Below are 21,474 nucleotides of genomic sequence, written 5' to 3'. Positions count from 1 at the left end.
CGTCGTGCGGTTGCCCGTGCGGTGCGATGCGGTCAGATGCGCATGGGCATGACGACGTACTTGAAGCTGTCGTTCTCGGGGATGGTGATCAGCGCCGAGCTGTTGCCGTCCTGCAGGTCGATCTTCACCATGTCCTGGCTCATGTTGGAGAGCACGTCGATCAGGTAGGTCACGTTGAAGCCGATCTCGATGGTGTCGCCGCCGTAGTCGATGTCGAGCTCGTCCATGGCCTCTTCCTGCTCGGCATTGTTGGACGCCACACGCAGCGTGCCGGGCTCCACCGTCAGGCGCACGCCCTTGAATTTGTCGCTGGTCATGATGGCCGTGCGCTGCAGGCTGGCCAGCAGCGGGGCGCGACCCAGGGTCACGCTGTTGGTGTGGTTGCGCGGGATGACGCGGTTGTAGTCGGGGAACTTGCCCTCGACCAGCTTGGTCACGAACTCCATGCCGCCGAAGGTGAACTTGGCCTGGTTGTTCGCGAACTGCATCTCGATCACGGGCTGGTTGTCGCCGCTGGCATCCGACAGCAGGCGCTGCAACTCCAGCACGGTCTTGCGCGGCAGGATCACTTCCTGCTTGGGCACTTCCACGTCCAGCGTTGCGCTGGCCCAGGCCAGGCGGTGGCCGTCGGTGGCCACCAGCGACAGCTGCTTGCCCTCGGCCACGAACAGGATGCCGTTGAGGTAGTAGCGGATGTCCTGCACGGCCATGGCGAACGAGACCTGGCCCAGCAGGTCCTTGAGCACCTTCTGGGGCACGCTGAACGCGGGGCCGAAGGCGGCCGATTCCTGCACCAGCGGGAAGTCCTCGGCCGGCAGGGTCTGCAGCGTGAAGCGGCTCTTGCCGCCCTTCAGGACCATCTTGGACTGCTGGGTCTCCAGGCTCACGGTCTGGTCGCCGGGCATGGTCTTGAGGATGTCGATCAGCTTGCGCGCGCCCACGGTGGTGGTGAAGTCGCCGGTGTCGCCGCCGAGTTCGGCCGTGGTGCGGATCTGGATTTCCAGGTCGCTGGTCGTCAGCTGCATGGCGTTGCCGGTCTTCTTGATCAGCACGTTCGCCAGAATGGGCAGGGTGTGGCGGCGCTCGACAATGCCGGACACCGATTGCAGGACCGCTAGAACTTTGTCTTGTGTGGCTTTCAGGACGATCATGTCAACCTCAGTTATTTAAGTGCGCATTTGCTTTGCCGCGGCGGCATCCGCCGGATGGGGCGGACGCTCCCTCATGCCGCGTGAATCCTCCATTTTGCCGTGCGCGGGCGGTATTCATGGAGGAGTTTTCGTCACCGGGCTGCACCAAGGGGAAAAGCGCTTTCCTGGGCAGCCCGGGACCCATTTCCATCATCCCTTGAGCGTCTGCTCCAGCACGTGCAGCTGCTGGTTCAGCTCGGTCAGCTGCTGGCGCTCGCCCGCGATCTTGCGCACCGCGTGCAGCACCGTGGTGTGGTCGCGTCCGCCGAACAGCTCGCCGATCTCGGGCAGGCTCTTTTGCGTCAGCTCCTTGGCCAGGTACATGGCAATCTGGCGCGGCCGGGCAATGCTGGCCGGGCGCTTCTTGCTGTACATGTCGGCGACCTTGATCTTGTAGTAGTCGGCCACCGTCTTCTGGATGTTTTCCACAGAAATCTGGCGATTCTGGATACTGAGCAGATCGCGCAGCGCCTCGCGGGCCAGCTGGATGGAAACTTCCTTCTGGTTGAAGCGCGAGTAGGCCAGGATCTTGCGCAGCGCGCCTTCGAGCTCGCGCACGTTGGAACGCACGTTCTTCGCCACGAAAAAGGCCACTTCTTCGGGCATCTCCGCGTTTTCCGCACGCGCCTTGTTGATCAGGATGGCCACGCGCATCTCGAGTTCTGGCGGCTCGATGGCGACTGTCAGGCCCGAATCGAAGCGGGATACCAGACGTTCGTGAATGTTTGCCAGGCCCTTGGGGTAGGTGTCCGAGGTCATCACGATATGGCTCTTCTTGGCCAGCAGGGCCTCGAAGGCGTTGAAGAACTCTTCCTGCGTGCGGTCCTTGTTGGCGAAGAACTGCACGTCGTCGATCAGCAGCAGGTCAAGCGAGTGGTAGCGCTCCTTGAATTCGTCGAAGGTGCGGCGCTGGTAGGCCTTGACCACATCCGAGACGAACTGCTCGGCATGGATGTAGAGAACCTTGGCGTCCGGCTTGTCGGCCAGCAGCTTGTTGCCCACGGCATGCACCAGGTGGGTCTTGCCCAGGCCCACGCCGCCGTAGATGAACAGCGGGTTGTACAGGTGGCCGGGCGAGCCCGCCACGTGCATGGCGGCCGAGCGCGCCATGCGGTTGGCCGTACCCTCGACCAGCGTCTCGAAGGTGAGGGCGGGGTTCAGGCGGGTGCGGAAGACCGGCGCGGCCGTTTCCTCGGGGCTGACCGTGGGCACGGCGACGGCCACGGTCTCGGGCGGCGCGTGGCGCTCGCCCGAGGGTGGGCGCACATAGGTGCGGACAACGCTTTCTCGGTGAGCGAGCGCCAACTCCAGCGTCACGGGCTGGCCGTACAGGGACTCCAGCATGGCCGAGATGCGGCCCGCATATTGCGCGCGGATCCAGTCGAGTTTGAAGCGGTTGGCCACATACACCGTGACCTTGGAGAAGTCTTCGGCCACTTGTGCCGTCAGCGGCTTGATCCAGGTGTTGAATTGCTGCTCCGGCAGCTCCTGACCCAGTTGCTCAACGCAGACTTGCCACAGGGCCTGGCCTGCGTCGTTGGTAGGTTCCTCTGTCATTGTCAAAAGTCTAGTTGTGGATAGGAGGAACAGTTACGGGGCTGCCATTGTAGCTTTTGCGGAAGTTATCCACAAAATATCAGGATGCTGTCCCCCGGTGCGGTGCGGGATAGGCTGCACATCCTAATGGATCGGAGGCGGCCTGTTTGTAAAGAAACCGCGACACATGCACAGGGCTTGACGCGGGCGCGCAGCCGTTCTTAGCAAGTTCTGGGGTCATTGCATCAAAGGCCCAACACTGTGATAATCGCGGGTTTCCCTGAATGTGTTCAGGGTGATATGGGTCGGGCGCCTGTTTGGGCACGTGCAAATCGTGCCCTGGACGCGCCGGGCCGAAATAGACAGGGCCTGCGCCAACCGGATGCTTTTGCGCCGGCCGTACCTTCGGGGTATGGCGGCCAAGGGCATCGACAGTGTCGTCGCAGGCCGTGCAAATACTGAACCTTCTCAAGGAACCAACATGAAACGTACTTACCAGCCCTCCAAGACCCGCCGCGCCCGTACCCACGGTTTCCTGGTGCGCATGAAGACCAAGGGTGGCCGCGCCGTGATCAACGCTCGCCGCGCCAAGGGTCGCAAGCGCCTGGCCGTCTAAGGCCGGATTTGCTCGGCGGTCTGCTCCTTCGCTGTGTTGACGGCCCCTGCACAGGGGTATCGGTATGCAACGGCTGAAAACGCGTCCGCAATTCCAGGCGACCCTGTCGGCGGGCACGATTGCCCGCACGCCGCATTTCGCGCTGCACCGCATGGTGCTGCTGCCCGATGCCGGCGACATGGCCGCCCACCCCATGACAGGGCCCGGATCTCAGGATCCGCAGGCCCTGTTTGGCATTGGCGCGGTGCGCCGGCAGGCCTGGCTGGGCGCCATGGTGCCCAAGCGCTGGGCACGCCGCTCGGTCACGCGCCACACGATCAAGCGCCAGATCCAGGCCGTGGCCAGCGAGCACGAGGCCGCGCTGCAATGCGCCGCGCATGTGGTGCGGCTGCGCGCGGGCTTCGATCGCAAGCAATTTGTCAGCGCCACTTCGGACGCGCTCAAGGCGGCCGTGCGCAGCGAGCTGCAGCAGCTGTTCTCCGCCGCCGTGCGCCGCATCGCGCGCGCGAATGCTGAAAGCGCGCAAGCCGCCGACGCCCTTGCAGGCGCGCCAGAAAATATTCAAGAACCGGCCCCAAGCCTTGAGCAGAAAGCACAAGATGCTTGCAAACTGGTAGCGCCTGGGGAGGGCGCAGCGCCATGATGCAGCGTCTGCTCATGGCCCTGGTGCGCGGCTACCGCCTGCTGCTCAGTCCCTGGCTGGGCTCGGCTTGCCGGTTCGAGCCGACCTGCTCGGCCTATTCCCTTCAAGCGCTGGAGCAACACGGCGCTGCGGTAGGCTCTTATCTGACGGTGCGCCGGCTGGCGCGCTGCCATCCGTGGTGCGACGGAGGGCATGACCCTGTGCCCCAGCAAAAGCCCAGGCTGTTCTCCTTCCTGGATGCAGGCCTGGACTCTGGCGCCACCACCCCATCTTCCTCACCTAAGAAGTCTTCATGAACGATATTCGCCGCACCATACTGTGGGTGATATTTGGCTTTTCCATGGTTTTGCTCTGGGACAAGTGGCAAATCCATAATGGCAACAAGCCCACCTTCTTCCCCGCGCCCCAGACGGCCAGCGCGCCCGCGGCCGGCAATGCCGCCAAGCCCGCGGATGCCAGCGTGCCCCAGGCGGCTGTGGCGTCGGCCGGCGACGTGCCGGGCAGCGCGCCCGCCGCGGCGGCCCCTGCCGCAGCTCCCGCCACGCCCCGCCAGGATGTGACCGTTGCCAGCGACGTGATGCGCCTGACCTTCGACAGCGAAGGCGGCACGCTGAAGGCTTCCGAACTGCTCAAGTACGACGACACCACCGACAAGAGCAAGCGCATGGAGCTGTTCGAGGAGAACGCCAGGCGCGTCTACGTGGGCCAGACCGGCCTGATCGGCGGCAACTTCCCCACGCACAAGACACCCATGACCGTGGTGCCCGGCGAGCGCGAGCTCAAGGACGGCCAGGATTCGGTGCAGGTGCGCTTCGAGTCCGCCGACCTGGGCGGCGTGAAGCTGGTCAAGACCTATACCCTGAAGCGCGGCTCCTACGTCATCGACGTGCAGCACGACGTGGTCAACACCGGCACTGCGCCCGTGAGCCCTCAGCTGTACCTGCAGCTGGTGCGCGACGGCAACAAGCCCGAGCATGAGTCCAGCTTCTACTCGACCTTCACGGGCCCGGCCGTTTACACCGAAGCCAAGAAATACCACAAGGTGGAGTTCAAGGACATCGCCAGCGGCAAGGCCGAGGTCGACAAGTCCTCCACCAACGGCTATGTGGCCATGGTGCAGCACTACTTCGCCAGCGCCTGGCTGCTGGCCGACGGCACGCAGCGCGACAACTTCGTGCGCAAGGTGGGCGACAACCTCTACGCCGTGGGCATGATCACGCCCGTGGGCACGCTGGCGCCCGGCCAGACCAAGACCATCGGCGCGCGCCTGTTCAGCGGCCCGCAGATCGAGCCCATGCTGGAGTCGCTGTCGCCCGGCCTGGAGCTGGTCAAGGACTATGGCTGGCTGACCATCCTGGCCAAGCCGCTGTACTGGCTGCTGTCGGAGCTGCACAAGTTCATCGGCAACTGGGGCTGGTCCATCGTGGCCCTGGTGCTGCTGCTCAAGATCGCCTTCTACTGGCTCAACGCCAAGGCCTACGCGTCCATGGCCAAGATGAAGGCCATCAACCCGCGCATCCAGGAAATGCGCGAGCGCCTGAAGGACAAGCCCCAGCAGATGCAGCAGGAGATGATGCGCATCTACCGCGAGGAGAAGGTCAACCCCATGGGCGGCTGCCTGCCCATAGTGATCCAGATCCCGGTCTTCATGGCCCTGTACTGGGTGCTGCAGTCCAGCGTGGAAATCCGCAATGCGCCGTGGATCGGCTGGATCCACGACCTGTCCTCGCCCGATCCCTTCTTCATCCTGCCGCTGCTGATGACGCTGTCCTCGCTGCTGCAGACGGCCCTGAACCCCGCTCCGCCGGATCCGATGCAGGCCAAGATGATGTGGATCATGCCGTTGATGTTCAGCGTGATGTTCTTCTTCTTCCCGGCCGGCCTGGTGCTGTACTGGCTGACGAACAACATCCTGTCCATCGCCCAGCAGTGGATCATCAACAAGCGCATGGGCGTGCCGCCGCAGTTCAACCTGCCCAAGTTCGGCAAGGCTGCCGAAGGCAAGTAAACCTGCCGCCCGAAACGCGAAGCCGCCACCTGCGAAGGTGGCGGCTTTTTTCATGGGTACCTTGAAAAAAGAGAGCAGCCGGCGCGGGACAGCCCTTTGTTTCATGGGATTTTTGGCCGGAAAGCCAATGATGGCGTGCGCAGTCAGCTTTGGTTTGCATAGCGCCAGGCCGGCGCCGATATGCCCTACAGGCGCCCGGCGCCGGCATGCGGGCTATCATCGCGGCCAATACCGCACCTGCACTCCCGATCCGCGGCCGCACCTCCTGGGGCGGCCTGCCAGCCCCGAAAGAACGCCCCGCCATGCTGCCCCGCCACAACGATCCGATCGCCGCCATCGCCACCGCGCCCGGGCGCGGCGCCGTGGGCATCGTGCGGGTCTCGGGCAAGGGCATTGCGCCGCTGGTGCGCGCGCTGTGCGGCAAGGACCTGAAGCCGCGCGAGGCGACGTACCTGCCGTTCCGGGATGCCCGGGGCACGCCCATCGACCATGGCCTGGCCCTCTACTTTCCCGGTCCGCACAGCTATACGGGCGAGGACGTGCTGGAGCTGCAGGCGCATGGCGGCCCCGTGGTGCTGCAGCTGCTGCTGGCGCGCTGCCTGGAGGCCGCGCAGGCGCCGGATGAGTCTCCGGAAGCCGCAGGCCATGCCATCCTGCCCGGCCTGCGCCTGGCCCAGCCCGGCGAGTTCACCGAGCGCGCCTTCCTCAACGACAAGATCGACCTGGCCCAGGCCGAGGCCATTGCCGACCTGATCGACGCCAGCACCGAGGCCGCGGCGCGCAGCGCCAGCCGCTCGCTGTCGGGCGCTTTCTCGCAGGAAATCGGCGTGCTGCGCGAGGCGCTGGTGCATTTGCGCATGCTGGTGGAAGCCACGCTGGACTTTCCCGAGGAGGAAATCGACTTTCTGCAGAAGGCCGATGCCTTCGGCCAGCTCGAGCGGCTGCGCGCCCAGGTGTCGGCCGTGCTGGCCCGCGCCCACCAGGGCGCGCTGCTGCGCGAGGGCATCAAGGTGGTGATCGCGGGCCAGCCCAATGCGGGCAAGAGCTCGCTGCTCAACGCGCTGGCCGGGGCCGAGCTGGCCATCGTCACGCCGATCGCCGGGACCACGCGCGACAAGGTGCAGCAGACCATACAGATCGAGGGCGTGCCCCTGCATGTGATCGACACCGCGGGCCTGCGCGACAGCGACGACGAGGTCGAGCGCATCGGCATCGCGCGCGCCTGGGACGAGATCGCCGGCGCCGATGCCGTGCTGTTCCTGCACGATCTCACGCGCATGGACCAGGCCGACTACCTGGCCGCCGATGCCGAGATCGCCCGGACCCTGAAGCGCAAGCTGCCGCCCCAGGTGCCGGTGATCACGGTCTGGAACAAGACCGACATGGCGGCAGACGGCCTGCTGCGGCGCTGCATGTCGGCCCAGGAGGGCGATGCGCGGCAGCTGGCGCTGTCGGCCCGCACGGGCGAAGGCCTGGACGCGTTGCGCCGCAGCCTGCTGGAAGTGGCCGGCTGGCAATCCGCGCCCGAAGGCCTGTACCTGGCCCGCGCCCGCCACGTGGAGGCGCTGCAGGCCGTGGCCGCCCATCTGGAAATGGCCGACGAGCAGCTGGCCGCCCATGCCGCGCACCTGGACCTGCTGGCCGAGGAGCTGCGCCTGGCCCAGGTGGCGCTCAACTCCATCACCGGCGAATTCAGCTCGGACGATTTGCTGGGTGTGATCTTCAGCTCGTTCTGCATCGGCAAGTAGTTGCTCTGGTTGCAGGAGCTTCTGGCGCCTGCCATACCAGGATTTCAGGTGGCTTTCTGTCTGAAATGCAGGATCGGCCTGCGCTGGCAGCTCCTTATTCGGGAGTATTCTCCGTCGCCTGCGCAGGCAGTGGCGGCATGCCCGCGCGGATGGCGCGCGAGAAGGCAATGCCTGCCGCCCGGTCGTCGGCCTGCGGCGGCGCCACCCAGGCCCTGGCCCGGGCCGTGATGTCGCCGGCGGCGCGCAGCTGCTCCAGCGTATGGCCCGGCGTGAGCACGCCCAGGTCGCGCAGGTATTCGGGCAGGTAGCCCGAGGCCAGCAGGCGCCAGTCCAGCGGCAGCCGGGCACCCACGCGCCGCGCCAGCTGCCAGACGATGGTGGTGCAGTTGGCGGTGAGCGTGTTGTAAAAGCGCGGCTGCCCGCGCAGCGCCTCGGCCTCGCGCGCATAGGCCACGAACAGCTCGCGCATCACCTCCCGGGGCGTGGCCACGCGGTACAGATGCACCTGCTCGCCGCGCACATTGGTGCGCACGGCCAGGATGTCGCGCTCGTCGGCCGCGACCAGCGCCAGCTCGTAGCGGCGGAAGAACCCGGCCAGCGCATTGAACTGTTCGCCGCGCCGCTTGCGGATCTCGATGGAGAACACCAGCTGCTCGCCGTCGTCGAAGCCGAAGCTCACCAGCGTGTGCGCGATGGCCGGGCCCATCCAGTACGAGGCGGCCACGTCCACGCTGGCCAGGCGCGCCAGGTCGTAGCTGCGCCGCTCCCAGCGCGGGTCGTAGTCCGCCTCGCTGCGCCAGCGGAAGTTGCGCACCCGCTCCAGCGCCAGGCGCTGGCGGCCGCGGCTCCACGGGCCCAGCGGCTGCATGTGCAGCGGCCGCGCCACATCGTCGGCCCAGTCGCGCGCATTGCTGGGCCGCAGGCCGGACCACCAGCACAGCATGGCCGCCAGGCTGGCCAGCCACAGGCCCCAGGCCGTGGCCATGCGCTGCGGGCTCCAGCCCCACAGCACGCAGCCGCCCAGCCATGCCAGCCACAGGGCCGCCAGCGCCGTGCGCCGTCCGGCGCGCCCCGGTCCCTGGAACCAGATCAAGCCGGTGCCCCAGAGCGCCAGCACAACAGTGGCAAACAGCAGCAAAAGGCTCATGGAAAGGCGCATGGCAAGGCCCTGGCGGGCAGTCGAGGCAGGCGGCAGGACGGACGGCGGGCGGCCCTGTCTGGCACCGTGCCCGTGGCCCGACTCTGAGCGCAACGGCCGCCGGATGCAAGCCGGGGCGCACAAATGCGGCCCGCGGGATTGGCGCGGGCGCCGCTCTCGCTTAGCATGCGCCTGCTATGGCGCCAATGCGTTGCAATTGGCGGATCCGTTTGTTTCGAGAACCAGATTCCCATGTCCACTTCAACCCCAGCTGATTTGTCGGCACTGGTGCAGGCAATGACTTCGACGGTGGCGCCCGACGGCGCGCAGAACCTGCCCAGCGCGGCCCAGTGGGAGTTGCTGGCGCCGTATCTGGTTCCGGTCCATCTGGCCGCCAGCGAGGTGCTGTTTGCCGAAGGCGCGCTGGACCGCAACCTCTACCTGGTCGAATCCGGCTCGCTGAGCGTGCACTACCAGGACGCCAAGGAGCGCATCCGGCTGGCGCTGGTGGGGCCGGGCTCGCTGGTCGGCGAGGGCGCGTTCTTCGCCCACCGCCCGCGCCGCTCCACGGTGCAGGCCGCGGCGCCGAGCCGCCTGTGGTGCCTGACGGCGCTGCGCTTTTCCGAACTCTCCAACCGCCAGCCCGCCGTGGCGCTGGCCCTGGTCACCATGGCCGGCCAGGTGCTGGCCCGCCGCGCCGCCGACAGCCGCCGCCGCGTGGCAAGCACCTGAGCTGCGCGGCAGTGCGGCGCGCCGTGAAGGCCCCGCACTCGCCGGCCAGGCGCCGAATTCAGGGCAGAATGTGTGCGCTTGTAAAAATTCTTCGTAGGAAGAGCGCGTTTATGTCCTTGCTCCAATGGTTTTCTCGCAAGCCCCGTCGGGAACGCGGGCCGGAGACCCATGCGGCCGCCCGCAAGCCGCGCAGCGAAGCGGAACTCCAGGCCGAGGCGCCACCGCAGCGGCGCAGCGAGCGCTCCATGCGCCGCGAGCAGCTCTACGGCGTGGTGCGCGATGCCATGGTGCGCGTGGGCATTCTGTCGGCGGGCTACAAGTTCAAGGTGCTGGCGCTGGATGCGGCGGGCCAGCGCTTCGTCATCATGGTGGATCTGGCGCCGGCCTATGCGGTCGAGAGCACCCGCCTCAAGGACATCGAAGGCCTGATCGCCGAGCTCGCCAGGGCACGGCTGCAGGTGGCCGTTTCCGCCGTCTACTGGCGCGTGGGCGACCAGCTGCGTCCCGCGGGCCAGGCCGAGCCGGCCAGCTCTCGCATGGCGCCGCTGCAGCAGCGCGAACCGCAAAGGATTTCTTCTCAGGCACATCCCGCGGGCGCGCGGCCGTTCGAGCCCATCGACGCCCAGGAAATGGATGCCTTCCGGCAGGCCATTGCAGCGGCGGCCCAGGATCGCCGCGAAACGCCGGCCCCGTCCCCTGCTGCCGCCCAGGCCGCACGGACGCGGCCCCTGCTCGGGCCGGGTGCCGACGAGAACACCGACTTTGCCAGCTCGGATCTGGGCCTGCTGGGCGTGACCCAGTACGGCGAGCTGCGCTGAAACGGCCGCCTGCGGCCAGCGCAGGTCCGCGCACGGGCTGCTAGTGGCCGGCGAAGTCCACCAGCGTGAACAGGGGCAGGCCGCTTTCGCGCAGCAGCCGGGAGCCGCCGAGTTCCGGCAGATCCACGATGGCCGCGCCCTCCACCACGGTGGCGCCCAGTTTTTCCAATAGTTTCTTGCCGGCCATCATGGTGCCGCCGGTGGCGATCAGGTCGTCGATCAGCAGCACGCGGTCGCCGGGCTTGACGGCATCGGTGTGCAGCTCCACGGTGGCGCTGCCGTATTCGAGCTCGTAGGTCTCCTCGACCGTGGTGAACGGCAGCTTGCCCTTCTTGCGGATGGGGACGAAGCCCACGTTGAGCTCGTGCGCCACCACGGCGCCCAGGATGAAGCCGCGCGCGTCCAGGCCGGCCACCACGTCGGGGCGCAGGCGCGGCTCCATGTAACGGTGGACAAAGGCATCGCTCATCACGCGAAAGACCTTGGGATCCTGCAGCAGCGGGGTGATGTCGCGGAACTGCACGCCGGGCGCGGGCCAGTCGGGCACGGTGCGGATATGGTCGCGCAGGTATTCGTTCACGCTGATGGAGGTATGCATGGTGCGTCGGGTTCGGTCGGTGGGGAGGAAGGCCAGTGTAGTGGTTCGCGGCCAGGGCCTGGCGTAGCGCACATGGGCCGCGAGGGTTATGCGAGCAGGCCCCGGGCTGGGGTCAATGCGGTGTCCGCAGCAGGGTCGGGCCGGGCGGCTGGCTAAAATCCGGGAATGAATTCTGATGCCGCTATTTCGTGTCCGCCGGACGTGCTGGACGGGTCGCGCGCCCTGCGCCTGGCGTGTGAAACCCTGGACATCGAGGCCGATGCCCTGAGGGCGATGTCGCAGCGGCTCGATGGCGCATTCTCCGCAGTCGTGCAGCGCATTCTGCAACTGTCGGGCCGCGTGGTGGTCATGGGCATGGGCAAAAGCGGCCATGTGGGCCGCAAGGTGGCGGCCACGCTGGCCTCGACCGGGACGCCGGCCTTCTTCGTGCACCCCGCGGAGGCCAGCCATGGCGACCTGGGCATGGTGACCGCAGGCGATCTGGTGCTGGCGCTGTCCAACAGCGGCGAGACCGACGAACTCACGGGCGTTCTGCCGGCCATCAAGCGCCAGGGCATACCGCTGGTGGCCATGACCGGCGGCCTGCAGTCGACGCTGGCCAAGCATGCGGACTGGGTGCTCGACACCCGCGTGGAGCGCGAAGCCTGCCCGCTCAACCTGGCGCCTACGGCCAGCACGACGGCGCAGCTGGCCATGGGCGATGCACTGGCCGTGGCCCTGCTCGACGCCCGCGGCTTTGGCGCCGAGGATTTTGCACGCTCCCACCCCGGCGGTGCGCTGGGCCGCAGGCTGCTGACCCATGTGCGCGACGTGATGCGCTCGGGCAAGGACCTGCCCCGGGTGCAGCCCGAAGCCAGCTGCGTGGACCTGATGCGCGAGATGAGCGCCAAGGGCCTGGGCTGTTCCGCCATCGTGGATGCTGCAGGCACGCTGCAGGGCATCTTCACCGACGGCGACCTGCGCCGCTGCGTGGAGGCGGGCGTGGACCTGCGCGCGCGCAGCGCGGCCGATGTCATGCATCCGCGCCCGCGCACCATTGCCGCCGACATGCTGGCAGTGGCGGCGGCGCGCCTGATGGAGGAATACGGCATCACCAGCGTGCTGGTCGTGGATGCGCAGCAGCATCTGCAGGGCGTGGTGCATATCCGCGATCTGATGCGCGCCAAGGTGATCTGATGGAGCGGCCCCGCCATATTCCCAGCCAGCGGTGGGATGCCGGGCTGCTGCTCAAGGCCCAGGACGTGCGCGTCGTGTTCTTCGACGTGGACGGCGTGCTCACGGACGGCGGCCTGTATTTTTCGGGCGAGGGCGAGGTGCTCAAGCGCTTTCACACCCTCGACGGCCATGGCCTCAAGATGCTGCAAAAAGCCGGCATCACGCCGGCCGTGGTCACGGGGCGCGATTCGCCGGCCCTGCGCCTGCGCCTGCGCAATCTCGGCGTGGTGCATGCGCGCTTCGGCACCGAGGACAAGGTTCCGGCCGCCGAATCCATCCTCGCCGAGCTGGGGCTGGCCTGGAGCCAGGCCGCAGCCATGGGCGACGACTGGCCCGACCTGCCGGTGCTGCGGCGCAGCGCCTTTGCCTGTGCACCGGCCAACGCGCATGACGAGGCCCTGGCCATGGCCGACTGGGTCACGCCGCGCGCCGGCGGCGAAGGCGCCGTGCGCCAGCTGTGCGATCTGCTGCTGGCCGCGCACGGCGCCTATGCGGGCCTTCTGGCGGAATACACATCATGAACATCCAGTGGCGCCGGACCGGCGACAAGGCAACGCTCTATCTGCCCGTGCTGCTGATGGCACTGCTGGCGCTGGGAACCTGGTGGCTGGTGCGCAATGCGCCGGCGCCCGTGGGCTCGGGCCAGCAGAAGGCGCAGGTGCATGAGCCCGACTATTTCATGAAGGATTTCTCCATCAAGAGCTTCGATGCCACGGGCCGGCTCAAGAGCCGGCTGGTGGGCACCGTGGGCCGCCACTACCCCGATACCGACACGCTGGAAGTCGATGATGCGCAGATGTTCAGCGTTTCCCCCGACGGCCGTACGACCGTGGGCACGGCCAAGCGGGCGCTGAGCAATGCCGATGGCTCCGAAGTGCAGCTGTTCGGCAACGCCGTGATCACGCGCGAGGCGGTGGCGGCCACGGCCGGCAAGAAGGCATCGCCGGCCATGAAGGTGGAAAGCGACTTTCTGCAGATATGGCCCAACGAGGAGCGCATCAGCACCAACAAGCCGGTGGTGCTGACGCGCGGCGGCGATCGCTTCACCGGCGATGGCATGAAATACGACAATCTGGACCAGGTCATGCAGCTGAACGGCCGCGTCAAGGGCGTCATCCAGCCGGCGCAGCCCAAGTAGAGCCCGGTCCGGCGCTCGCGGGCGAATCCTTCTTCCATTCCATCCAGGCCGCTGCGGCGGCCGGCACAGGCAGCGTATGCACATGACAGGCTCGGGACCTCTGGCCTACATCACCGGCGCCTCCAGCGGCATCGGGCAGGCGCTTGCGCTGCGCTACTACCAGGCCGGCTGGTCGCTGGCGCTGGTGGCCAGGCGCACCCAGGCCATTGCGCAGTGGGCCGAGCAGATGCAGCTCGATGTCGCGCGCTACGCCATTTACGAAGCCGACGTGGCGCGCATAGACAGTGCCTGTGCTGCTGCTCGCGCCTGCCTGGAGCGCCAGGGCCTGCCCGATCTCGTGATTGCCAATGCCGGTATCAGCTGGGGCGTGGACACCTCGCAGCGCGAAGACCTGGATGCCATGCGGCAGGTGCTGGATACCAATGTCATGGGAATGGCCGCGAGCTTCCAGGCCTTCATCGCACCCATGGCGGCACGCGGCAGCGGCCGCCTCGTCGGCATTGCCAGCGTGGCCGGCATCCGCGGTTTGCCCGGCCATGCGGCCTATTGCGCGAGCAAGGCCGCAGCCATTGCCTACTGTGAAAGCCTGCGTGGCGAATTGCGCGATTCGGGTGTGCGGGTCATTACTTTGTTGCCAGGGTATGTCGATACGCCGCTGACTCGCCAAAATCCCTATTCCATGCCGTTTCTATTAAGCCCGGAGCAGTTTGCCGATAAAGCATGGAAGGCCATGGAAAAGAACAAGCGCTACGCCATTATTCCGTGGCAGATGGCCATAGTGGGACGGGTGATGAATATATTGCCTAGTCATATATGGGACTGGCTGCTAGTAGGGCGGGGACGCAAGCCGCGCCACCGCAATACCCGCGGCGCCTGAGTCCGTATTCGCCCGGGACGCAAGCGAAATGAATAAAGGCACCCGCGGTGCCTTTATCCGAAGGACCTTGCAGTGCGGTGACTGCAAGGTCGAATATCGCGATTCATTCGCCGCGGTTGTTGCCGTAACCGCCGCCGCCACGGCGCGGGCCGGAGCCATAGGGGCTGCGGAAGCCGCCATCGCCACGGCCATAGCCACCGTCGCCACGGTTGTCGCCGCGGCCGCCGTAACCGCCGCCGCCGCCCCCACCGCCTTCGCGGCCACCACCGTAGCCGCCGCCCCCATAGCCACCGCTGCCTTCATTGCGGTAGCCGCCACCGAAACCGCCCGAACGGGGCGAACGGGGCTCCATGGGGCGCGCTTCATTCACGACCAGGCTGCGGCCGCCCAGGGGTTGGCCGTTCATGCCCTGAATGGCTGCCTGCGCTTCTGCTTCGCTGCCCATTTCCACGAAGCCAAAGCCCTTGGAGCGGCCGGTGTCGCGCTCCATCATGACGCGTGCGCTGGTCACTGCGCCGAATGGGGTGAAGACTTGCTCCAGGTCGTTGTCGCGGACACCATAGGGAAGGTTGCCTACATAAAGCTTATTGCCCATTAATAACTCCTCAGCTCCTCAATACTTTCAGTTTGGCGATCGACTTCAGGATGTCAGCGAAAATCCCCAGCGGAAGACCATGCAAGAACCCTAAACCCCTATTCGCACTCGGGCGGGAATGCCCGAATGAAGATTATGAAGCACAAAAAACCAAAAAATAAATGCTCCAAAACCAAGATTGATAACGTTTGGCAACAAAAAACAGGGGCCGCCCCGGTTCGCCGCCTGCGGTAGCAGTCCAGAGGCGCTTTTTGTTGTCCAGAGAAGTTCCAGAAACAAAAAAGGAACCCGCAGGTTCCTTTTTTTGTGAGCATGGGATGCTTAGTAGCTGTTGCGGCGGCCATAGCCACCGCCGTCGCCGCGGCCACCACCGAAACCGCCTTCGCGGCCGCCGCCGAAGCCACCGCCGAAGCCGCCGGAGCGGGGAGGACGGGGTTCCATGGGACGGGCTTCGTTGACCACGAGGTCACGGCCGCCGCGGTTCTGGCCGTGCAGGCCCTGGATGGCGGCCTGGGCTTCGGCATCGCTGCCCATTTCCACAAAGCCGAAACCCTTGGAGCGGCCGGTGTCGCGCTCCATCATCACCTTGGCGCTGCTCACAGTGCCGAATTCGCTGAACTGCTGCTGCAGATCGTTGTCGCGGAAAGAGTACGGCAGATTGCCGACGTAAAGCTTGTTGCCCATGAAGGACTCCTGAAAAAACTTGGAAACGCGATGGAGCCCTAGGGAGTCAACAAGCGATGACAACGTTAGAGACGCAAACGCACTCGCCTTTGCCCGGAAACATGGCCTCCAAACAAAGACTCGAACATTATGGGACAGAAGTTTTGTAGGAATATTGCGAAAACATGGAAATTTGTGTTTATGCCAACACCGATTCCATGCGGGGATACCCTCAAATGCCGAATATGGAATAAGGAAATTTCGTTTTCGCTTGCAAAAACCGGATGCTAGAATCGCGGTCTACTGTCTTTGGGGAGTAGGCCGTCCGGCAGCCATCTGCCGGATGCATGCGTCAACAGACTTGGGTCTTCAGTGGCCTATGGCGCATGCGGCCCGTGGTGCAAAGCCGCGGCGCGACTGGCCGAGACCATTGATCGCGTACCGAGACAACCTATGCAGATAGGCCGGAGTCGGTGCGTGGTCAATGCGTTCTGGCATCTCCGGCCGTCTGCCCCACATCATGGAAGCCTTTCTCATTTCCACCTCCATCGTCGCGCTGGCCGAGATGGGGGACAAGACCCAGCTGCTGTCGCTTGTTCTTGCGGCCAAGTTCCGCAAGCCCTGGCCCATCGTGGCCGGCATTTTTGCAGCCACGCTGGTCAACCATGCGCTGGCCGGTGCCGTGGGCAACTGGATCACCACGGTGCTCGGGCCCGACGTGCTGCGCTGGATACTGGGCATTTCCTTCATTCTGATGGCGGGCTGGATGCTGATTCCCGACAAACTCGACGAGGAAGAAGCCGGCAGGAGCAGCGGCCGCTGGGGCGTGTTCGGCACCACGCTGGTGCTGTTTTTCCTGGCCGAGATGGGCGACAAGACCCAGCTGGCCACCGTGGGCCTGGCGGCGAAGTTCCCGCTGTCATATTACTGGGTGGTGGCAGGCACCACGCTGGGCATGATGCTGGCCAATGCGCCGGTGGTATGGTTTGGCGAGAAGATCACGCAGAAGCTGCCGATCAAGACCATCCACCGCGTTTGCGCGCTTGTCTTCCTGGTGCTGGGCATCGCGGCGCTGCTGACCAAGGTCTGAAAGGCAATGGCCCGGCCGCACAGGGCCCGGGCCTTTGCTTTCCGGGCATGACTGATTCGCCGCAGCGGCTGCAAGCCGGGCGCGGTGGATGAAGTACACTGTATTCCTCAATGCGCCGATTTGCTTCTGCTTGCGGGCGCTTTATAAATCCTGCTAAAGACGAAACCAGCGAACCCGGCCTCGTTTTTAGCGATGCCGGGTTTTTTCATGTCCTTCATCGCCACACCCCAGTCCATGCATTTCGATGAGGCGCTGCCCCTGCAGGGCGGTGGCTCCATCGCCCATTACGACCTGGCCTACGAGACCTACGGCCAGCTCAATGCCGACCGCAGCAATGCCATCCTGGTCTGCCATGCGCTCAACGCCTCGCACCATGTGGCCGGCAGCTACGAAGGCCAGCCCCGGAGCGAGGGCTGGTGGGACAACATGATCGGCCCGGGCAAGCCCGTGGACACCAACAAGTTTTTCGTCATCGGCATCAACAACCTGGGCTCGTGTTTCGGCTCGACCGGACCCATGCACACCAACCCGGCTACGGGTAAGCCGTATGGCGCCGATTTCCCCGTGGTGACGGTGGAGGACTGGGTGGATGCCCAGGCACGGCTGCTGGACCGGCTGGGCATCACCCAGCTGGCGGCCGTGCTGGGCGGCAGCCTGGGCGGCATGCAGGCGCTGTCGTGGTCGCTGCGCCACCCGGACCGCATGCGCCATGCGGTGGTGGTGGCCAGCGCGCCCAACCTCAATGCCGAAAACATCGCCTTCAACGAGGTGGCGCGCCGCGCCATCGTCACCGACCCGGACTTCCACGGTGGCCATTTCTACGAGCATGGCGTGGTGCCGGCGCGAGGCCTGCGCATTGCGCGCATGATCGGCCACATCACGTATCTGTCGGACGACGTGATGAACCAGAAGTTCGGCCGCCAGCTGCGGGAAGGCATAAGCCTCAAGTACAGCACGCAGGAGGTGGAGTTCCAGATCGAGAGCTATCTGCGCTACCAGGGAGAGAAGTTCAGCAGCTATTTCGATGCCAACACCTATCTGCTGATCACGCGCGCGCTCGACTACTTCGATCCGGCGCGAGCCCATGGCGGCGACCTGACGCAGGCACTGGCCGTCTCCAGGGCCAAATACCTGCTGGTGAGCTTCACCACGGACTGGCGCTTTGCGCCGGCGCGCAGCCGCGAAATCGTCAAGTCGCTGCTGGAGAACAACCGCGACGTGAGCTACGCGGAGATCGACGCGCCGCACGGACACGACGCCTTCTTGCTGGACGACCCCCGCTACATGAACGTGATGCGCTCCTATTTCGAAGGCATTGCCAAGGAACTGAACACCGCCAAGGAGGCCGCATGAGCGAACTGACCACCATGCAAGCAATCGCCAAGCTGGTGCCCGAAGGCTCGCGCGTGCTGGACCTGGGCTGCGGCGACGGAGCCCTGCTGTCCCACCTGATCCGCGAACGCGGCTGCACGGGCTATGGCGTGGAACTGGACGACGCCAATGTGCTGGCCTGTACGCGCCGCGGCGTGAACGTGCTGCAGCTGAACCTGGAGGACGGGCTGGCCATCTTCGGCGACAACAGCTTCGACGTGGTGCTGCAGATCGACACGCTGCAGCATCTGCGCAATGCCGAGGTGATGCTGCAGGAGACGGCGCGCATAGGCCGCGCCGGCATAGTCGCCTTCCCCAACTTCGCGCACTGGAACAACCGCCTGTCGGTGCTGCGCGGGCGCATGCCGGTCACGCGCCGCCTGCCCTACCAGTGGTATGACACGCCCAACATCCGCGTGGGCACCTACAAGGACTTCGAAGTGCTGGCGACCAAGAACCGCCTGCGTATCCTCGACTCCTTCGGCCTGCAGGACGGCAAGGTGGTGCGCACGCTGCCCAATCTGCTGGCGACGACGGCGGTGTTCCATTTCGAACATGCCTGATTGCTATCGAAAAAATAGCTGATGGCGCATATCCTCCAAGGATTCTAGGGGGAAATTGTCTGGGCGCTGGCAGGGCAGGGGGCCCGCCAATGGTGCACGCGTGCTGAAATGCCGCTCTGGCATACTGCGCTGCATCGGGCGCCGGCACAGGGCGCTTCTCCACCCGCTTTCGCTCCATGCCGCTTGTTCTAGACGTGCCAACCATGCTGCTGATGATTGCAGCCGCATCGCTTGCCATGGCCGCATCGCTGGCCGCGGCACGGCCCCAGCGCAGCGAGGGCACGGGATTGTGGGCATTGGGCCTGGTGATGCACGCTGCGACCTATGTGCTGTATGCGATGCGCGGGCGGGTGCCCGACTGGGCCAGCATCGTGCTGTCCAACCTGCTGCTGGCCGGCACCTTTGCCATGGCGCTGGGCGCTGTGTGCCGGTTCAGGGGCCGGGCTTTGCCCTGGGGGCGCATGCTGGCACCGGTGGTGGCAATGACGGCGCTGTACATGGTGTTTCTCGACGACTACCGTGCGCGCATCGTGGTGGCGGGCATTCTGGCACCTGTACAGATCAGCATGGTGCTATGGGTGCTTTGGCGACCGCAGCCATTGGCACAGTTGCGCGGAGCTTGGTTGTTCACCGTGGGGCTGAGCCTGCAGTTCGTGCTGCTCGCGCTGCGGGGCCTGTTGGCCGCCATGCATGCCATTCCGCTGGACGGGCTGATGCGCAGCAGCCCCATGCAATCCTTTGTGTTCATGGCGGCCTTTGTCGTCGTCATCCTGGCGTCGCTGGGCTTCATCCTCATGGCCAAGGACCGCGCCGACGCGGAAAACCGCTATTTCGCCGTGCATGACGAGCTGACCGGTGCCGCCAACCGCCGCGCGCTCATCCAGGCGCTGGACCGCGACCTGGCACGCGCCCTGCGCTCCGGCGAGCCCTATGCGCTGCTGATGCTGGATATCGACCATTTCAAGGCGGTCAATGACACCCATGGCCACCGCGCAGGCGACCGGGTGCTGTGCCATGTGGCGACCGTGCTGCGCGCACGGCTGCGCGCCCAGGATCTGATAGGGCGTTATGGCGGCGAGGAGTTCATGCTGCTGCTGCCCAACACCACGCTGGACGGGGCGGCGGCACTGGCCGAAACGCTGCGCGAAGTCATGGAGCAGTCGCCTTGCCTGCATGAGGGACGCTCCATCGCTGTCACGGTGAGCATAGGCGTATGCGGTACGCAGATGGAGAGCATCCAGGACTGGGACCGGCTGATCCAGGCGGCCGACCAGGCGCTGTACCGGGCCAAGGCCGCCGGGCGCAACCGCGTCGTATGCGCGGACCTGCCGCGCCGCTCCCGTACCTGAACCGCTTCCGACCATGGCTGTGCCAGAGCTTTGGGCGCTGGCGTATCCTTGGCTGCATCTCTTAATCGATTTCCACCTCACGAGGCCTTGCCATGACCGCCCGTCTGCCTGCCACAGCGCTTGATTCCGCACTTGCTCTCGAATGTGTGGGCCGTGCGTGGGATGAAGACATCCTGCACCAGCTCACCGACTACATCCGCATTCCCGCCAAGTCGCCCATGTTCGCGCCCGACTGGGAGGCGCTGGGATTCATCGACACCGTGCTGCGCAATGCCGCGGACTGGGTGGCGGCCCAGAAGGTGCCGGGCCTGCGTTTCGAGATCGTGCGCCAGCCGGGCCGCACGCCGGTGCTGTTTTTCGAGGTGGACGGCACGGCCGACAGGGCCGCCACCAGCCCTACGGTGCTGATGTACGGCCATCTGGACAAACAGCCCGAATTCGAAGGCTGGCGCAGCGACCTGGGTCCCTGGACGCCCAAGTACGAGGACGGCAAGCTCTATGGCCGCGGCGGCGCCGACGACGGCTATGCGGTCTATGCCAGCATTGCCGCCATCCAGGAACTCAAGCGCCAGAACGTGCCGCATCCGCGCATCGTGGGCATCATCGAGACCTGCGAGGAGAGCGGCTCGGGCGATCTGCTGCCCTATGTGGAGATGCTGCGCCCGCGCCTGGGGGAGGTGGGCCTGGTGATCTGCCTGGACAGCGGCGCCGGCAACTACGACCAGCTGTGGCTGACCACCAGCCTGCGCGGCATGGCCAGCGGCACGCTCAAGGTGCAGATCCTGAGCGAAGGCGTGCACTCGGGCGATGCCTCGGGGGTCGTGCCTTCGTCCTTCCGCATCCTGCGCCAGGTGCTGGACCGGCTGGAGGACAGCAAGAGCGGCCGCGTGCTGCCCGAAAGCTTCCATTGCGAAGTGCCGCCCGAGCGCCTGGAGCAGATCCGCGCCACGGCCGCCATCCTGGGCGAGGACGCCTATGCACGCTTTCCCTGGGCGCACTACGACTGCGGCGGGTCGGCCCGCGTCGCGCTGCCCACCACCACCGACCCCGTGCAGGCGCTGATCCGCCGCACCTGGGAGCCCACGCTGTCGGTGACGGGCGCCGAAGGCCTGCCTTCGCTGCAGAACGCCGGCAATGTGCTGCGCCCCTACACGGCCTTCAAGCTCAGCCTGCGCCTGCCGCCCCTGGTGGATGCCGCAGCCTGCGTGCAGGAGATGAAGGCACTGCTCGAAGACAATGCCCCCTACCAGGCCCGCGTGACCTGGGAAGGCGAGGGCGCGGCCAGCGGCTGGAATGCGCCCGGCATGGACGGCTGGTTCGAGAAGGCGCTCAATGCCGCGAGCCGCGCCCACTTCGGCGCGTCCTGCGGTTATATCGGCCAGGGCGGCACGATTCCGCTGATGAACATGCTCAGCAAGGGCTTTCCCAAGGCGCAGATGATGGTCTGCGGCGTGCTGGGCCCCAAGAGCAATGCCCACGGCCCCAATGAATTCCTGCACGTGCCCTATGCCAAGAAGCTCACGGCCAGCGTGGCCGAGGTGATCGCCGCCATGGCGCGCGCGCAGTCTGAAGCCGTGGCCGGCTGA

General features: G+C 65.9%; 22 protein-coding genes and 1 riboswitch. Of the genes, 16 read left to right on the top strand and 6 right to left on the bottom strand.

Translation table 11 applies throughout. From position 1 onward, the window contains the following. Nucleotides 1-32: 32 nt before the first annotated feature. Both dnaN and dnaA read right to left on the bottom strand, forming a co-directional pair. A complete protein-coding gene (gene dnaN, locus Cte04_RS07035; protein ID WP_066474457.1) occupies nt 33-1,151 on the bottom strand; it encodes a DNA polymerase III subunit beta in 1,119 nt (372 codons plus the stop codon). A gap of 189 nt (nt 1,152-1,340) precedes the next feature. After that, nucleotides 1,341-2,747 carry a chromosomal replication initiator protein DnaA gene (dnaA, locus tag Cte04_RS07030; RefSeq protein WP_066474453.1) on the bottom strand — a complete coding sequence of 469 codons (1,407 nt, stop codon included), beginning with the start codon at nt 2,745-2,747 and terminating at the stop codon, nt 1,341-1,343. A 460-nt stretch (nt 2,748-3,207) separates the two neighbouring features. Here dnaA and rpmH point away from each other — a divergent pair, with 460 nt between their 5' ends. The 5 genes from rpmH (at nt 3,208) to mnmE (ending at nt 7,741) form a co-directional block, all read left to right on the top strand. Next, the gene (gene rpmH, locus Cte04_RS07025) at nt 3,208-3,342 is read left to right on the top strand and encodes a 50S ribosomal protein L34 (RefSeq protein WP_012207856.1); all 135 of its coding nucleotides are present in this window, start codon (nt 3,208-3,210) and stop codon (nt 3,340-3,342) included. 64 nt (nt 3,343-3,406) lie between these two features. Beyond that, nucleotides 3,407-3,985: a ribonuclease P protein component gene (locus Cte04_RS07020; RefSeq protein ID WP_066474450.1), complete on the top strand. Its 579-nt coding sequence runs from the start codon at nt 3,407-3,409 to the stop codon at nt 3,983-3,985. Beyond that, entirely contained in the window at nt 3,982-4,281 is a 300-nt protein-coding gene (gene yidD / locus Cte04_RS07015) for a membrane protein insertion efficiency factor YidD (RefSeq protein ID WP_083526545.1), read from the top strand. Before Cte04_RS07020 ends, yidD begins: the two co-directional genes overlap by 4 nt. Further along, nucleotides 4,278-5,993, top strand: coding sequence for a membrane protein insertase YidC (gene yidC / locus Cte04_RS07010; protein ID WP_066474447.1), 1,716 nt, complete (start codon nt 4,278-4,280; stop codon nt 5,991-5,993). Before yidD ends, yidC begins: the two co-directional genes overlap by 4 nt. 302 nt (nt 5,994-6,295) lie before the next feature. Next, the gene (mnmE, locus tag Cte04_RS07005) at nt 6,296-7,741 is read left to right on the top strand and encodes a tRNA uridine-5-carboxymethylaminomethyl(34) synthesis GTPase MnmE (RefSeq protein ID WP_066474444.1); all 1,446 of its coding nucleotides are present in this window, start codon (nt 6,296-6,298) and stop codon (nt 7,739-7,741) included. Nucleotides 7,742-7,835: 94 nt separating this feature from the next. On the opposite strand, the gene Cte04_RS07000 is transcribed toward mnmE, so the two are convergent. Beyond that, nucleotides 7,836-8,888, bottom strand: a complete 1,053-nt coding sequence (locus Cte04_RS07000) for an Lnb N-terminal periplasmic domain-containing protein (protein ID WP_157081872.1) — start codon at nt 8,886-8,888, stop codon at nt 7,836-7,838. Between the two features lie 243 nt (nt 8,889-9,131). Here Cte04_RS07000 and Cte04_RS06995 point away from each other — a divergent pair, with 243 nt between their 5' ends. Together Cte04_RS06995 and Cte04_RS06990 are read left to right on the top strand one after the other, a co-directional pair. Continuing rightward, nucleotides 9,132-9,611 (top strand): Crp/Fnr family transcriptional regulator, encoded by a 480-nt coding sequence (locus Cte04_RS06995; protein WP_066474441.1) that lies wholly within the window; start codon nt 9,132-9,134, stop codon nt 9,609-9,611. A 110-nt stretch (nt 9,612-9,721) separates the two neighbouring features. Then, nucleotides 9,722-10,429, top strand: a complete 708-nt coding sequence (locus Cte04_RS06990) for a hypothetical protein (protein WP_066474439.1) — start codon at nt 9,722-9,724, stop codon at nt 10,427-10,429. Between the two features lie 40 nt (nt 10,430-10,469). Here Cte04_RS06990 and Cte04_RS06985 read toward each other — a convergent pair whose 3' ends face one another. Beyond that, complete coding sequence (locus Cte04_RS06985) at nt 10,470-11,027, bottom strand: adenine phosphoribosyltransferase (RefSeq protein ID WP_066474438.1); 558 nt, start codon at nt 11,025-11,027, stop codon at nt 10,470-10,472. A 165-nt stretch (nt 11,028-11,192) separates the two neighbouring features. On the opposite strand from Cte04_RS06985, the gene Cte04_RS06980 reads away from it, so the two are divergent. The 4 genes from Cte04_RS06980 to Cte04_RS06965 all read left to right on the top strand — a co-directional run bounded on the left by Cte04_RS06980 (nt 11,193) and on the right by Cte04_RS06965 (nt 14,257). Next, nucleotides 11,193-12,203 carry a KpsF/GutQ family sugar-phosphate isomerase gene (locus Cte04_RS06980; protein WP_066474436.1) on the top strand — a complete coding sequence of 337 codons (1,011 nt, stop codon included), beginning with the start codon at nt 11,193-11,195 and terminating at the stop codon, nt 12,201-12,203. Further along, complete coding sequence (locus Cte04_RS06975) at nt 12,203-12,763, top strand: KdsC family phosphatase (RefSeq protein WP_066474433.1); 561 nt, start codon at nt 12,203-12,205, stop codon at nt 12,761-12,763. The genes Cte04_RS06980 and Cte04_RS06975 overlap by 1 nt, the downstream gene beginning before the upstream one ends. Next, complete coding sequence (lptC, locus tag Cte04_RS06970; RefSeq protein WP_066474429.1) at nt 12,760-13,380, top strand: LPS export ABC transporter periplasmic protein LptC; 621 nt, start codon at nt 12,760-12,762, stop codon at nt 13,378-13,380. The genes Cte04_RS06975 and lptC overlap by 4 nt, the downstream gene beginning before the upstream one ends. A gap of 82 nt (nt 13,381-13,462) precedes the next feature. Beyond that, nucleotides 13,463-14,257, top strand: coding sequence for an SDR family oxidoreductase (locus Cte04_RS06965; protein WP_066475369.1), 795 nt, complete (start codon nt 13,463-13,465; stop codon nt 14,255-14,257). Nucleotides 14,258-14,360: 103 nt separating this feature from the next. Here the strand turns inward: Cte04_RS06965 and rbp (Cte04_RS06960) are convergent, their stop codons facing one another. Together rbp (Cte04_RS06960) and rbp (Cte04_RS06955) are read right to left on the bottom strand one after the other, a co-directional pair. Further along, nucleotides 14,361-14,852: an RNA-binding regulator gene (gene rbp, locus Cte04_RS06960; RefSeq protein ID WP_066474425.1), complete on the bottom strand. Its 492-nt coding sequence runs from the start codon at nt 14,850-14,852 to the stop codon at nt 14,361-14,363. A gap of 321 nt (nt 14,853-15,173) precedes the next feature. Further along, the gene (rbp, locus tag Cte04_RS06955) at nt 15,174-15,536 is read right to left on the bottom strand and encodes an RNA-binding regulator (RefSeq protein ID WP_066474422.1); all 363 of its coding nucleotides are present in this window, start codon (nt 15,534-15,536) and stop codon (nt 15,174-15,176) included. A gap of 278 nt (nt 15,537-15,814) precedes the next feature. Beyond that, nucleotides 15,815-15,938, top strand: a riboswitch (yybP-ykoY riboswitch). A 97-nt stretch (nt 15,939-16,035) separates the two neighbouring features. Here rbp (Cte04_RS06955) and Cte04_RS06950 point away from each other — a divergent pair. From Cte04_RS06950 to Cte04_RS06930, 5 genes are all read left to right on the top strand, one after another. Next, complete coding sequence (locus Cte04_RS06950; protein ID WP_066475367.1) at nt 16,036-16,605, top strand: TMEM165/GDT1 family protein; 570 nt, start codon at nt 16,036-16,038, stop codon at nt 16,603-16,605. 207 nt (nt 16,606-16,812) lie between these two features. Then, a complete protein-coding gene (metX, locus tag Cte04_RS06945) occupies nt 16,813-17,958 on the top strand; it encodes a homoserine O-succinyltransferase MetX (RefSeq protein ID WP_066475363.1) in 1,146 nt (381 codons plus the stop codon). Further along, a complete protein-coding gene (gene metW / locus Cte04_RS06940) occupies nt 17,955-18,539 on the top strand; it encodes a methionine biosynthesis protein MetW (RefSeq protein WP_066474419.1) in 585 nt (194 codons plus the stop codon). The genes metX and metW overlap by 4 nt, the downstream gene beginning before the upstream one ends. Nucleotides 18,540-18,715: 176 nt before the next feature. Further along, complete coding sequence (locus Cte04_RS06935; RefSeq protein WP_066474417.1) at nt 18,716-19,888, top strand: GGDEF domain-containing protein; 1,173 nt, start codon at nt 18,716-18,718, stop codon at nt 19,886-19,888. A gap of 92 nt (nt 19,889-19,980) precedes the next feature. Continuing rightward, the gene (locus Cte04_RS06930; protein ID WP_066474415.1) at nt 19,981-21,474 is read left to right on the top strand and encodes a M20 family metallopeptidase; all 1,494 of its coding nucleotides are present in this window, start codon (nt 19,981-19,983) and stop codon (nt 21,472-21,474) included.

This window comes from Comamonas terrae (assembly GCF_001544075.1).
In the GTDB taxonomy this organism is placed as follows: Bacteria; Pseudomonadota; Gammaproteobacteria; order Burkholderiales; family Burkholderiaceae_C; genus Comamonas; species Comamonas terrae.
This window is presented reverse-complemented; position numbering and strand designations above follow the sequence as displayed.